This window comes from Gordoniibacillus kamchatkensis, from assembly GCF_000829455.1.
GTDB classification, from domain to species: Bacteria; Bacillota; Bacilli; order Paenibacillales; family NBRC-103111; genus Gordoniibacillus; species Gordoniibacillus kamchatkensis.
This window is the reverse complement of record NZ_JXAK01000024.1, coordinates 55,675-69,897: the sequence shown is the minus strand read 5'-3', so window position 1 is coordinate 69,897 and position 14,223 is coordinate 55,675. Positions and strand designations below refer to the sequence as shown.

Sequence of the window (14,223 nt, the reverse complement as noted above, 5' to 3'; positions counted from 1 at the left end):
CCTCATTTGTGCTTTTCATAAGTTGGCTCCTTAAGCAGTCGATTAGTTAAATTGTACCATACTTATTTGTCACATATGATGATATTAGTATGCTTAGTTAACTCATAGCGACAAAAAAACCCAATTAGCTTCTTGGGCTTCAAATATGTCCATCTATGAATTTGTAGTATAAAAAGGGGCTAGGCCAAGTAAACTCATATTCTCTATAAAGAATCGATCTGCACCAAAAACAACAAATTCATATTTTCCTTCACGCGAGAGTCGATCCTGACCATATGCTGTTAACCTTACTGGGCCATTCTGCTTCACATTTCTTGCAATGTGATGAAATAATCTTAATGCATTTGGACTATACGTAATTCATTAGTGAATGTCAGGGCCCCTTATTCTTATTCCGTAAATATAAACGGCCGTAGACATTACATCTACGGCAGGTTCCCGTTTCGAAAAGATAATATACTATTCTTCCAAATCATAAAAATCATCCATACGTTCAAGCCTTACAAAATCGGACTTAGGCAATCCCAGTTCCCTTGTCTTTCTCCTGCAATAGAAGCAGGAACAATGAATCTTACCCATTGCAAACTTCCCGGCAAACTTCACATGCCATCCGAACTGCCTAGCAATCTTGCTTTTACGCTGGATCACCCTTTTTCGATGATGCCGGTAATACGCACGCGTTCGAATTCTAGATTTGTTTTTCATTCCATCACGCCCCTTGGGAAAAGGCCCAGCCTGCAAAGGAGCCAAGGGAATTTATGTCATCCCTTACAGGCCGGGCATGATGAAACTACTAACTTGAACCAACAATATAATCACCTCAAATTGATGAGCTTTTGGAAATGCCTCAATCCTTATACGGATCAAACTCATCCGCTCCAGCCATGCAAACACCAATCGGTTTCAGCACGTGCATAACCTCGATCGTTTCCGCATGCGCATCCAGCACCTCTTGAAGCTTCCGGTAAACAAAAGGACTTTCATCCGTGCCTGCGCCGCGCAGTTCCACACCGAAATCCCGAACAGCCTCCATCATTTGCTCCGTAGTTATTTGACCGCCGCTTCGGGTGCGGGTTTTCCAGTTCATTTTGCCTGCCGCTTGGGTCCGGCTCATGATGCGTCCCGCTCCGTGAACGGTGCTGTAATACGAATCCCGGTTCTCTGTACTGTCCTTCCCCTTTACGATAACGGATATATCCCCCATACTGCCGCCGATAAAACCAACCTGACCAGGTGCAGACGGGGTTGCCCCTTTTCGGACGACGATAACCTCTTTTCCATTGTGCGTCTCTTTCCATGCATAGTTATGATGGTTATGCACTTCAATGTCCGCTTCCGTTCCCAGAATGGCTAATACTTGCCGGATCACATAATCCCGTCCGGCATAGGCGTAACGTCCAGCCAGCTTCATCGCTCTGTAATACATATCGCCCAGTTCGCTGTTCAAATCCAGCAGTACTGGCGGCTGATCCATCTTCTCACCGGGGGCGTTTGCGAGAAACTCTCTGCCAGCAGCTAGGTTGATAAAACCGCTCGCCGTTTTATGCCCGAACCCCCTGCTTCCGAAATGATTCGCAATCCACAAACGGCCGGTTCCCGTTTCTTCAAACAAGTCTACGAAGTGGTTGCCGCTGCCGACCGTGCCGAGCTGACTCTGTGCCAATGCTTTCAGTTTGTCGTGCTCCTGCTTCCCTACCACCCTGTAAACGGCCCAATCCGGATCGTCGAAAAGGTCATGGTCGACCTTTTCATTATTGACACGACCTACCCCGAAGGAGATTTTGCGAGCGACCTCATCCATAATGTTCTTCAAACCAGACTTTATGTCATGGGCAAACAAGCTGGTTCGTATTGCTTTATTTCCGCACGCAATATCATAACCAACGCCCGAGGGAGAGATTTGCCCGTCGTATACAACCACCCCACCGATCGGCTGGCTGTAGCCCTTATGATGATCTGCCATGAGCAAGGTTTGCACCACATGACCGGTTTCCGCGCACGTTTTCGCTTGAGCCAGCGCTCCGCTGTCTGGGTTACCCCAGACCCGCACGCCGTCTATATTTTGATAAGCCATACAACCATTCAACTCCTATATAATGAATGCTACTCCCGTACTTACAAACCTTTTGCCTCACGGAGTTTGTGAAGTCGTTCTTTTACCGAGTCTTCAGGTTCCACTTCTGATAAGTGAGTGACCGCTTCAACAAGCCGCTCACCCCAAGAAGCAAAGTTCCAGCCCTCTAATGCCTTGATTGCCATGTTCCGATTTGAGATCACTGGACTGTTCAGGCCAGTGAAAATCAATTCCGTACCAATCCCCTCGAATCGATCCAAGCTCTGCAAAATAGCGCCCAAATTCCTATGTGTTGCATATTCTTTGCCAAATCCCATCTCATTCCCGGGGCCAGAGGCGATTTGCTGCAAGGGAAGATGTTCGGTGGCGAATTGAACAAACTTCCGAATTCGGTTTGGATCATTCGATTTCATGAGCTGTATAAAATGAAAATCCTGCAGCGGGTTTTCGGCAAGCTGATCAAAGAGAGTGTCCCAAATATCCATGCCAAGCTTTTCGGCACAAGCTACGCCATAGTAACGGTCCGACGAATCACCGCTGCCAACAGCCTCCATAACGATGCCCGCCCACTTGGTGTCGGCTATAATCGATTGGCAAGCATCGCTAATATCAGTTCTTAACTGCTCGCTCCACCCCGCCGACATCCGAACGGCCCACTTCTCCTCATCCTGAGCCAAGAAGTCGTAAATGATAAATATAGCTGACAGATGCTTGACGGCTGCCCCTATCTCCCGGGTCAGCCTCACGTATTCAAACAACACCTGCGGAGCATGCTCATAATCATCAATGTCTTCAGCCGGCCCGCCATTCAATAATGCTTCAATGATATCGGTCGCCCCATCAAACAATGCGCTATCTACCCGATCAGCCGAGAGCGCCTCCTGCAAACCACCATTTCTCGCACAAATACAGGCTAAATATTCGTTCATGACGCTGTTGTGGCACCCTTGCCGCAGCAGCCAATCTTTTATCTCCTGATTAGCCGGCTCAAGCCTCTCGACGATATGTATTTTCCCCCAGCCATGAACACGTTGAGCCAATTCAAATAGAGCTTGGTTGCTATCTTCCATTCCATTATGAATCGCAACCGCGGCATATAGCGTAAATTCCTCGTGACTCCCCAGCGTTAGAAGCAGTTCCTTTACTTGCTCGTTCTGAAAAAGGCCCAGCATTGCAATTCCGAATTTGACGACATTTCGATGAGCCGCATTTTCCGCGAACCATTTTGCCTCAAGGAATAAGGCACCCGGCTGTATACCGGGCTGCTTGCGTACTTCATCTAAAACGGCATCAATCATGCCACCCATATCTGTCTTCACAAGCTTAGCATATAGTTCCTTTCTTGTTGAATTCTTAGGCTTTCTGGATTGCTTCGCTAGTAGGTGAACCAGCTCTCGTGCCTCATCCGTCATCTTAGCAGGTCCGGCATGATGTCCAAATGCTCCATCCATACCGCCAGCTACCCATCTGATTTTACTGCCGGACCAAAATTCCTCGTCATCCGGCAGCGATCCGTCCACGGATTCCCCTTGTCCCTGAATATAGGAATAAATGGAGGACTTGCCCTCCCAAAGTGGCCGTTTAGCTCTATCGAAGAAAATAACCATCGTTCACTTCACCTCTTCCCAAACTTCCTTCAGCACCGATCGGAACAAATCGTCAAGCCGCTGTTCCTGGCCTTCACCGGAGGTTTTCATCCCCGATGCCATCCGTTCGTAATACTCTATTTTTGCTTCCAAATACTCGTTGATGGGGTTGATCCTTGGTTCGTAATCCATTTCATCGCCCGCCTTTTTGTGGATAATCAAACCGTCGATAATCGTTTTAAGCTCGCTTCCCCTAGGCACAACTGCATCAACCAGCCGATCAAATTCTATAGGTGGCATGGTATTATGCTTCTCGATCCACTCACATGCCAAAATCGGGCGGAGAACATAAAAATACTTTTTGATTTTCACCTGATCCCCTTGCAGATACTCCCGGTAGTTCCCCTTTGCCATGTGCAAATAGTGAAACATACAGGACTTCGGGGAAAACGTGAAAGGTGAAATCCAGCGGATTTGCTCCGCTATCGCATGATTCTCCATATAGACGATCGGAGACTGAAGCCACTCGAGCAGCGGAGGATTGGATTTGCGGAACAAGTTCAATGCCTTTCGCAGATCCCAGCCATTGATGTCCAGCATCTCGCTGATCGGACGCTCGATGACATCCCGCTTCTCGAAGATCGATAAGTACCAGTCCACCGGTCTAACATAGAGAAATCTAACGTCGTAGTCGCTGTCCTTGGACGGGAACCCCCATGCGCGGCTGCCCGATTCGCAAGCATACAGGATTCGAACGTTCTCTTCCTTTTCAATTTTTCTTAGCTCCTCTAGTACTTGCTGTTTAACATCCGACATGGCGGGCTCCCCTCTCTGGATTAATTGAACGAAAAGATCTATAAATAAATTAATGCGCTTTTCGCACCTAAAATTTGCATCATTAGTCTGTATTCTACGTACTTTCACAATCGACTTTATCCACGAAATACTTTAACCAAGCAAATCCTAAACCTAAGAAAGTTATCATTGGGGTTAAGATTTCCTTAATTTGAAGTCCAAACACTCCCGTAGCAAGTGTAGCTGTAATTGCTAAATATAAAGAAATTCTAGCCTTAACAATCTTTGTGGATACCTTTTTCATTACGATATGGTACATAAAATATAAAACTGTAAATATTGCAGATGTAGAAAAAAAATAAATAGTAAAACACTCTTGAAAGGTTAAAGTCATTATTCAAGAAAAATCTTGAAACCACGAGAACAATTCCTCCAGTAAAGTATGAGGATATAAAAGAAAAAATAATAATCCCATATATGTAAGCTCCGTGTGAAAAAGTGTTAAAAAGTTCAGACGGGGTTTTACTGCTTCCACGGATTAACTTTGGGGGTTTAATCACATAAACTCTAAATCCAGCAATAAAAAAGAGGAACAACACAAATAGCATCATTATACCGGCCATAATCCTGTTCAGATATTCAATACTGCTAAATATCTTTACGGTCAAACCTACAAGCAAAAATAGTAAGGATAATATATTGCCTGCTTTCTTCATTCCAAATAACCCATCAGAATATAACCACCCTAAGACGTTATTTGTTCTTAAGAAGAAACCGCTAAAATATCTACTCATGAGTTACCTCCAAAATTGAATCATATAGTATAACGTTACCTTACTAACCAATGTGAGAGAGTCAACAAAATCCAAGATTATTGCTCAAACCAATTTGTTCAAATCCTCTAAACTTACTCCCTCTACCCTCTCCACCAGCGAAGAATAGCCTTTAACGGACTGCGCGATATAAGAAAGCACAGTATCACTCCAACCATAAATGTAGAAGGTCTGAGGATCTTGATCCGGTACCATTGCATGCCGATACGGGGCAATATCCACAATAAATGCCTTCACGTCCCGGTTTACTTTCGAACGGTATAGTTTCAGCTGCTCATAAAACGGACTGCCGCTGTTTTGCTGCTCATCCGTGATGATGATGATTTGATCTACCTTCCGCCGCTCTTGGATCAGCTTCCGAACGGGCGCGCCTGTATCGGTTCCTCCACGAGCATGGATTTGCGCCGCCTGTGTTAAGATACTGTCTTTGCGGGAAGGCCGAGCATCCACAACCTCTGTATCAAACAGCCAGAACAACGAACTGCCCTGCGTCTTCTTATACAGTGCCAATGCAAACACCGAACCGATCTCTAAGTACTGGCCGTTCATCGAGCCGGAGATATCAAGGAAAATTGCCGTCTTTTCTCCGAATTCAGGTAGGTTATTGAACGTAGCTCGGCAGCTTCTCGCAAAGCGTCCCGTAACTCCGGTTGATCCACCTGGCGGAAAGCCGTCGCTAAACGGAAGGGCATGATTTTGGCCTTCTTCAGTGCCTGTTCATCGGTTATACGGTTCACCACATAGTCCAAGTTGCGTTTATCCTCCAAAACCCCGGCTCGCTGCAAAGCATTCATATGCCGGAGCAGCGCAAATGTCGGCATCTGGTAAAGCAGCGCTTCCCAAACGGCTTTGGACGGCTTGATTGCACCCGTAACCGTTTCATAAGGAAGCTTACCACGTTCAATCCACGCGATCTGCTCCTCCTCGGTTGAGGCGAGCTTCAGATTCTCCAGAGCCTCGACTTGAGGCAGCAAGGCAAGGTTTGCCTTCAGTCCCCGCAAATATCGGAACAATGCCTGCTGTTTCAAGTCTTCCGGTTTCGGATGAGCGGTTGCAATGGCATCACCCAGACTGTAGCCGCGTCCACGTCCGTTATATTTTATAGCCCAATATTCAGACACTCCGGACAAGAAACGGTTTACCTGCCGCTTGACGGCACGTCCGCCCTCTCCACGCCCCATACCTTTCAATATCATTAGGAAGTCGGACAAATCGGAAGGAATCCGAACCACGAGCAGGAAGATCTTCGCAAACAAATCCGGCCGATAAATCGAGAGAACCGCCAAGCCAAACAACGGCTGCAGTCTCATAAAGCCCTCGTTCCGAGCAAATAAAATTGCCTTAGCCATAAAATTCGGATTAATGTTCGCCATCTCTTGATGAAGCTGTTCTGCATCGGATAGCAGTTCATTTTGATCTGCGTAAAAGGTATTACTCATGGTATTGGTCAGTAATGTCTGTAAGAACTGCTCCTCCAGGGATCTTGAGAATGCTGGGTAATGATCTTTATTGAATGTATTTGGTCTAAACGAACCGAACAGTTTTTTTGCCATACTCATACTGGATTGACCTCCTCAAAGTTTTCGAAGAAAACTGGCATCGTAAGCATATGCTTTGTAGCAATGGTGAGGAAAAGACGGGATAGGTTTGCTGCAGGAGTCGAACCTGCCGTATTGCCCGGGTAAAACATGGGTCGATTAAGCTCGAAGTAACCCATCCCAGCGCCTCACCGGCTGCTTAAGTTATTTCTTAACGAAGCGAGGAAATGATTGAAAAGGCCGTTAGTGCCAAGACAGACACCATCAATACTTACCCCATATAAGTCGAAGGAACCCTTTCTGGCGCCTCGCTTCGCTATTCCATTATTAATGATCATCGAGGAAGTTGGTCGGAAAGGTACATGCTGCTCTACCAACTGAGCTATTCCTCCATTGGAGAAAGTTGGACTCGAACCAACGACAAGCCGATTAGAAGTCGAAGTAACCCTTCCATGCGCCTCGATGATCTTTTTAGCCGCCGCATTATCGCATCGGCTTCTGTATCTATATTCGCTTATTTTTGGAATAACGAACATGGCGAAAGTATTACGACTGGGCATAAAGTTTTCCATTTCATCCAGTTCCCTCCCCTGCTACAATGGAAGAAGATGTTTCATTTGAACGGGGGATACCTTTGGCGAAGGAAAGCTTCGATAAAGAAATTCAATTCCTGCGTATGTTGGTGCTGACAAGTGGAGCGTTCAGCAGGCAACAATTCGCAGAAAGATTGGGCATTTCCGTCCACACTTTTGATAAAACGATCAGGCGGCTCAAAGAGGTCGTCAACTCCGTGCACCAGAACTTATCACAGGAACAGAGCAAAGAATTTTCTGAATCCCTTCGGTTCAGCTATTATGACTCCACCGACCCGCTGCTCTTGTTTCTGTTTCGCGCCAAATCCGTTAAGGAATCCGAAAGCCAAAGAATCTCGCTGCTTTTGGCAGCGATGAATGAACAGGCTTTGACCGCGATGGAACTCTTAGATATGTGCTGCAGCGGCCTACCTTCCGATCTTCCTTTGCCTGACGAAAAAACGATTCGATCAGATCTCAAGTACCTGGAGGAGGTCGGAGTCATCAAGAGGGAGCCTGGGCCTCGACCCTTCCGGTATTGCATTCAAGACGACTTGGTTCGCAGCTTATCGGATGAGGAGCTTCTCGATTTGTACGATTTTGTGGATGTGATGGCGAACACACAGGTTCCTTCCGTTCAAGGCTATCTACTGCGTGATGGACTGAAGAAACATCTTTTACGCAATCAAGCCCGGCAGTATGCCGTAGAACCATTTTTATATAAATATCACTACTACTCGAGGATCTTGGATGAGGCACATCTGTTCACGCTCCTCCATGCCATCCGTCACCGCCGCAAAGTCCGGTTTCTGTACTTCTCACCTAAGTCTGAAAAAAGCTACGCCTCTAAAAACACCAATCCCCTGTTTGAACGGGATTCGGAGGGCAAAGCTGAAAAGACGCTGCCGCTTAAGATTGTCTATGATCATCAATACGGAAGATGGTATCTGCTTTCCCACGGCCGAGAGGGGATTCGGAAATACCGTATGGAAGGTATCACGCAAATTGAAGAGGACGAATCCGTTGACGAGGTTTGGTATGAGGAAAAGAAAAGCGAGCTTACTGAGAAAATACGCTACAGTTGGCTGATCGATACTGGACGGCCGGTGACAGTGCGCGCCCGATTTTATAATCCTGAAGGTTCTGAACCTAACTTCGTCAAAGAGCGGGTCATGCTGCAGGGACAGTGGGGACAGATTGTGTTTGAAGATGAACATTCGTTTATCTACGAGATTACCGTGAACGGGATTACCGAAATCAAGCCGTGGCTGCGGAGTTTCGGTTCCAGCTGTGAGGTTCTTGAGCCTGCTCAGCTTCGCCGGGAAATGATTGCCGAATGGAAGGAGATTCAGTCTTACTATGAATCTGTTTGAGAAAATATTCAATCACCAGATCATCTCCCGGCTAGAGGATTCCGGTACCTTCATGGTCACTTCGCACGAACGGGCATGGCTGAAGACAATGCTGGAACATCCCGCGGCAGCTGACGCTTTCACTGCGGATACGTTAGACAAGCTGCATTCAGCCCTCGAAACGGATCAGGTGATGGATATATCCCAACACTTGATTGAAAAAGCCCATACAATGGAAAAGCAGGTCTACCACCCGCTCCTGCGGCCTTTGCGCCGGCACATCATGAATAAGACAGGCATACGTATTACCTATGAGATTAAGGGGGGCCGTGTGAACACAGATCATTCGGGCTTTCCTTACAAACTGGAATACTCCATGGTCAAAAGAGAGTGGTATTTGCTCTGGTATCACATCCGTCATCATGCCTTCATGAGCACTAGGCTGAAGAAGATCCATTCTGTCACGCCAGAACCTATCGATCCGTTTGCAGCGGAAAGCATTATTAAGAAGATTGGAAAAACTCTTGAATCGCGTAAAAGCGAAGCGGTCATTGAAATTGTTCGAGTTTATAACGCTGAGTTGTCTCGCATCCTGTACGCCTTCTCCAGCTTTGAAAAAAATGTGGAGTACGATACGGAGAACGATACCTTTCGAGTCCGTGTTTCTCTTCTTGGAGATGAAATGGAGTATTTACTTTCCAAGATCCGTTTTCTGGGGAAGCGGGTTCGGGTGGTTAAAGGCGATTATTTGAAAAGACGGATGCTCGAATCATCGACGAAAGCTTTGGAACGTTACGTGGTCATTGCGGCCGATGAGGAGCTATCTTCGTAGCTGGTCATGAATTTTGCTGTTGGAGGTCAAAGACATGCTAACAAAGTCATTACAAGAGAGCCAGTGATTCTTGTTGATGATCAGAATGATTTCAAGCCAATTCGATTTTGAAGTGAAGTTGCGGAATAAGGAGAGCGATCAATGGGGCAACGAGCTAATCTGGTTATCGTTCATCAAGATCGATATGATCTTTACTATAATCACTGGTGCGCCAACACTCTTCCCCGAGAATTGTTTTGGGGACCCCAACATGCGATTTCATTTGTTGAGGCACAATCTAAGATAGATGAGACAGGTTGGTTAGACGATATTTGGGCTGAAGGCGGAGTTGTCATTGATGCAGAGAAAAAACTGCTTTTATTTTTTGGCGGTGAAGAAGAACTATGGAGCATTCCATACAGAAGAATCTTCCTAAGGTTAATGCAAAAAGTATGGGGGGATTGGGAGCTCCAGTGGGCAAATGAGGGTATCGTCGATATTGCAGGATATGTTGGAGTTCCTAGAGAAGTTGTTTTATCCCGCAAAGATGATGATTTAGCTGGAATAAGTTTAGCTCCACCTGAGGAAAAGGGTTGGGTTGATACTATTGTTAGTATTACTTTTGATGACGAGGAAACACTGATTTTCCCGCTATATGGTGGCATCGAAGGATTTTTGCTGCATGGCCCGAAGCTCTTACAGAGTTGCAATAGATCCTTTGGCTATAAAGAATTTCATATTGGAGACTGGATAGGGGATTTTCCGTCTTCCGGAGTTCATCTGGACTTCAACAACAAGCAAATCGACATATGGCATGCGGATACGTTTTCAAATATCATTCAGAGAATGAAAGAGCTGTGGCCCGATTGGGAAATTCTCGAACATAATGATCAATATGAAGTACAAATCCAAAAAACTGCTGGTCGACTTCATTTTCAAGATATAAATCCAAATGAAATACTGGTTGAAATAACCTCATCGCTTTTACGCGCGCCGATAAATCCGTTAGATACATTATCTTCGTTGGTCAAGAAGTTACAACAAGATGGTAAAGAAGTAAGTGTAAGTGAGTATGCACTTATGCATGGGACAACAAATTTGCTAGAGGAAATTCGCAAAAACATTATTCAGTACGCAATTTCTGCCCTTGAGATTGATAGGAATTGATCGATTAAAAAGCTCTGGTCTTCCCGGGGTATCTCGGAGAACTGTATTCATGCAGACAACACTGCTGACCTTTACCGCGTCGGAGTACAAGCGTGATCAGTAATTCTTTATTAATTTTACTTAAAACAATCTTGTCTAAGTTTATAGAAAATCTTTACTAATGGATGTTCATCATCACTTAGGGTTATTCCTTCAAATCTGCGTCTCCCTAACCTTCTATCTATTAATGAAAATGCTTTATATATGGGATTATTAGAAGTCAGACTTTCTGAAAATGATGTATTAATATAGTTATCCAGATTGATGAGTATATGACTTGTTTCGTGAACCCCATATCGCATTATTTCTTCAACATTTTTGGATTCAATATTTACTTTATAGAAATCTTTGTGAAATCCATGTTTAAGTTGAAATGAGTTTAATAATTCATCGGGAACAGGTGTCATATACCAATGGTAATATCCGCCACCAAAAATCTTTTTTTCGTCTAATGTTATCCATATCTCGCCATAACCGTCATGTGCATCATGATATCGAGTTAAATGAATATCAATTCTATTCCTTAGCTCTTCGGTAATAAAACTCTTTAATTTCACCCTTAATTTTGACCACATAATAAAAGTTCCTTTCTATTAATTGTGTGGTTTGGAACGATGAAACTTTGTCGTACCCACCACGTTTAAGCTCCTTCTGCTTTTGATTAAAACCCCATGCAACACCTTGATTCTCCCTTTTGAATCATCCTAATGCACTTCTCGAACTCGATTATTCTTCATCCCTCTTCCAGTCTGCCGGAGGGACAAAGTAAGCGTCATATTCTTGTAATGCTTCTTTACTCAAGCCTTTTCGCCATTCCCATAAGTACATAAGATAAGTCTCTCCTGTTCCCATCCTCCAAAACATGTTATAGGGATGGTGCTCAGGATAGACCAACCATTGTGGCAGAAAGAACTCTGGTGAATAACCCTCCTGTTCGTTGCGAACTACCATCAAAATCTGGCCGAGCATATTACGTCCGGTTCCATCCCCATTGTCACCCCAGAAAGAATTATTGGAAGTATGCTCAACCAAAATACAATTGCCCGTAGACATCAAGATTTGTTTAACTTCCTGTTGCTGTTGAACCTTAGCTCGAACCGCTTCTTTCATTATATTGACCTTGCAATCTTCCCAGTCCCTTCTAAGCGGCCGTGTTCGATCTCTGCCCATTTTAGCTGCTTCCATAGCGGTCGGTGCTAATCGAATGAACTCTTCATGTTCTGTACCTGCAAACTTCATGGCTTGAAAATAATGCTCTGCCGTTGGCCACGATGATTGGCGAGCTGCTCCAGTTGAATAAACTCGCGAATCACAATACTGCCAATAAGCTCCGAGCCTCGGCTTAAGCATCGGTCAGGGAAGCCCGACGCTTGAGTTCTTTATCCATAGTTCTCGGATATCTGGATTGCAATCATACCTGATCTCATTTCGAATGGAAGTAGGCAGTATGTGATTGTACATCATTATTTCTATACAACGCATTCGGCAATGGGTGCAGAGCCCCTTTTTATAAAGTTCGGCCAGTATCTTACAACAAGATGGAGTTGGATTATTAGCGAAAATCTTCAAAATACTGAACCCGACATCATGAAACGAATCCTTATTGTGATTTCCGAAAACAATGCCTTCCAATAAGTGCAAGTCATCTTCGGAGTAATTATGAATGAATAGATCAAGCGCGTCGATTTCAGTAGACCGCTTAGTAATTAGCTGGATTCCAATTTGGTGTATACGCTCCTCCTTTATATTACTAAGGGCAGCAACAGCCGCTGAACGCAAACGTCTATTTTTCGAATGGGCTAAATCGATCATTTTTTGTGGATCAAGCGGGAAAGCCGTTTTTCCGAAGATATACAGATAGGCAATTAACTTTTTTGAATTTTTCTCTTCTAGCAGGTCGTTAGCTGCCCTTAACAAGTCTTCTTTTGAAGCACGCATCCCCCATCTGATATAACGATATAAGGCTCCGGGAGCAGACCCGATGGACGTTTTCAATTCATCATAAGTTACTGAATGAATTGGTTTCGATTGGGTTTCCCAGCGATGATGGCCGGCTGATTGCATGAATGCCCGAATATTCGTATCGCACTGATTTTCGAGTAGAGCAGCTACTTTTTCTTCCCCTAATTGCTCTTTAGCAAACTCCAATAGAAATTTATCCTCCTCATAGTCAGAGGACAATATTTGCTCTCCAATTCGGCTTGCTACAAACAAGAAGCCTTGCTCACCTTCTGCTTGTATGATTTCTTCTCCGCCAATGAAACTGTTCCATTCTTCGTGGTAACGGAACCCTCTCATCATGGCTGATAATGCTGTTGAATTACCGTTTAGGGCAAAAATCTTCGCTAACCGATATACCTGACATAGATCCCATCCGTCTATACTGCTCTCCAAAGCACTAAGAATTCGCTCTTGAAGGGATTCAGATTCTTGGGAAAGCTGAATGATCTCCCAAAGGTAATCTTCCCTACTTATATCACATTGGGGATCATATGCGGTGTTCTTTATACAGGCATTATATATGGCATCAATGTACTTGTTAGTAAGTTTGGGGGACTGCTTCAAGTAAAGAATGATGCTCCCTAACCCACAAGCCAAATCATAACGAAATTGTTTTAAAAGCACTCATGTCCTCCTGCAAACTTTCTTTTCGACATCATCAAATTCCAAAAAACTCAGCCGCTGTCTCAGTTGTTGCCTTAGCTACCTCTTCAGCAGGTCTTCCGATACATCGTGCTACGGCTTGCAGGATATGCGGCAGGAATCCAGGCTCGTTCCGTCCATCCGTTGGCTTTTCTTTTACGTCCCGTGGAGTCAAGAACGGTGCGTCTGTCTCGATCATAAGCCGGTCTAGCGGAATCATTCGTACAAGGTCCTTCAGATGCTTACCTCTTCGTTCATCACATATCCAGCCGGTGATCCCGATATAGAAGCCCAACGTGTCTACCTTGAGTATCACCAGCTCTCCTCTACGACTTCCCGCGAGCGTTGCAAAATGGGTGCCTTCCGACAAATGAACATACTGCCGGCTCATCGGACTTAGGCCCTCTTTCAAGATCGATTGGAGAGCTATCTTGTTTGTCCCATGGTATAGAATGGCTGGAGGTTCTCCCGGTGTATATTGAACTTTATCATGACTGTGACCGTACCGTGCTCTTATGCGACCGACTTCGATTTTAAAACGCTGCTTATCCGAGTTGCGTACAACCTGCTCGATATCTTCCTGCCTCACCAACGCCCATTTCGGCTGGGCTTGAATGGCTTCCAGCAAAGTGCTTAACGTACACGAACCGTCACTGGATCTAAGACAACGCCAAAATCCTCGGGGGTGTGCCGAAGAATCTTCGTCATCATTTTACTTAAGCTTTTTTCCATTGCTTGATTTAACATCGCTTCCACTTCACTTCCTAATAGCTCCTGTGCCTACTCCCATTAATCGCATTATAACCTTTTCAA

Annotated in this window: 12 protein-coding genes and 1 pseudogene; 3 read left to right on the top strand and 10 right to left on the bottom strand. The window is 45.0% G+C overall.

From position 1 onward, the window contains the following. Positions 1 to 847 precede the first annotated feature (847 nt). The 6 genes and pseudogenes from SD70_RS14935 to SD70_RS36075 all read right to left on the bottom strand — a co-directional run bounded on the left by SD70_RS14935 (position 848) and on the right by SD70_RS36075 (position 7,398). Positions 848 to 2,074 (bottom strand): RtcB family protein, encoded by a 1,227-nt coding sequence (locus SD70_RS14935; protein ID WP_041048325.1) that lies wholly within the window; start codon positions 2,072 to 2,074, stop codon positions 848 to 850. A gap of 41 nt (positions 2,075 to 2,115) precedes the next feature. Then, positions 2,116 to 3,681: a hypothetical protein gene (locus SD70_RS14930; RefSeq protein WP_052487465.1), complete on the bottom strand. Its 1,566-nt coding sequence runs from the start codon at positions 3,679 to 3,681 to the stop codon at positions 2,116 to 2,118. A 3-nt stretch (positions 3,682 to 3,684) separates the two neighbouring features. Further along, positions 3,685 to 4,476 (bottom strand): nucleotidyltransferase domain-containing protein, encoded by a 792-nt coding sequence (locus tag SD70_RS14925; RefSeq protein ID WP_041048323.1) that lies wholly within the window; start codon positions 4,474 to 4,476, stop codon positions 3,685 to 3,687. A 254-nt stretch (positions 4,477 to 4,730) separates the two neighbouring features. Then, on the bottom strand, positions 4,731 to 5,249 hold the full coding sequence (locus SD70_RS14920; protein WP_041048322.1) for a hypothetical protein: 519 nt from the start codon (positions 5,247 to 5,249) through the stop codon (positions 4,731 to 4,733). A gap of 84 nt (positions 5,250 to 5,333) precedes the next feature. After that, a pseudogene (locus tag SD70_RS14915) lies at positions 5,334 to 6,847 on the bottom strand (TROVE domain-containing protein). A 167-nt stretch (positions 6,848 to 7,014) separates the two neighbouring features. Then, complete coding sequence (locus tag SD70_RS36075; protein ID WP_156158033.1) at positions 7,015 to 7,398, bottom strand: hypothetical protein; 384 nt, start codon at positions 7,396 to 7,398, stop codon at positions 7,015 to 7,017. Positions 7,399 to 7,460: 62 nt separating this feature from the next. Here SD70_RS36075 and SD70_RS14910 point away from each other — a divergent pair, with 62 nt between their 5' ends. The 3 genes from SD70_RS14910 to SD70_RS14900 all read left to right on the top strand — a co-directional run bounded on the left by SD70_RS14910 (position 7,461) and on the right by SD70_RS14900 (position 10,728). Beyond that, the gene (locus tag SD70_RS14910) at positions 7,461 to 8,771 is read left to right on the top strand and encodes a helix-turn-helix transcriptional regulator (protein ID WP_041048321.1); all 1,311 of its coding nucleotides are present in this window, start codon (positions 7,461 to 7,463) and stop codon (positions 8,769 to 8,771) included. Continuing rightward, positions 8,758 to 9,582: a WYL domain-containing protein gene (locus tag SD70_RS14905; protein WP_041048320.1), complete on the top strand. Its 825-nt coding sequence runs from the start codon at positions 8,758 to 8,760 to the stop codon at positions 9,580 to 9,582. Before SD70_RS14910 ends, SD70_RS14905 begins: the two co-directional genes overlap by 14 nt. Positions 9,583 to 9,723: 141 nt before the next feature. After that, positions 9,724 to 10,728 (top strand): hypothetical protein, encoded by a 1,005-nt coding sequence (locus tag SD70_RS14900; RefSeq protein WP_041048319.1) that lies wholly within the window; start codon positions 9,724 to 9,726, stop codon positions 10,726 to 10,728. Between the two features lie 116 nt (positions 10,729 to 10,844). Here SD70_RS14900 and SD70_RS36070 read toward each other — a convergent pair whose 3' ends face one another. From SD70_RS36070 to SD70_RS38100, 4 genes are all read right to left on the bottom strand, one after another. Continuing rightward, complete coding sequence (locus tag SD70_RS36070; RefSeq protein WP_156158032.1) at positions 10,845 to 11,342, bottom strand: SF0329 family protein; 498 nt, start codon at positions 11,340 to 11,342, stop codon at positions 10,845 to 10,847. 151 nt (positions 11,343 to 11,493) lie between these two features. Continuing rightward, complete coding sequence (locus tag SD70_RS33365; RefSeq protein WP_082053368.1) at positions 11,494 to 12,117, bottom strand: NADAR family protein; 624 nt, start codon at positions 12,115 to 12,117, stop codon at positions 11,494 to 11,496. Between the two features lie 3 nt (positions 12,118 to 12,120). Further along, positions 12,121 to 13,392: a hypothetical protein gene (locus SD70_RS14890; RefSeq protein WP_041048318.1), complete on the bottom strand. Its 1,272-nt coding sequence runs from the start codon at positions 13,390 to 13,392 to the stop codon at positions 12,121 to 12,123. A gap of 34 nt (positions 13,393 to 13,426) precedes the next feature. Then, complete coding sequence (locus SD70_RS38100) at positions 13,427 to 14,038, bottom strand: TatD family hydrolase (RefSeq protein WP_231571226.1); 612 nt, start codon at positions 14,036 to 14,038, stop codon at positions 13,427 to 13,429. Positions 14,039 to 14,223 lie beyond the last annotated feature (185 nt).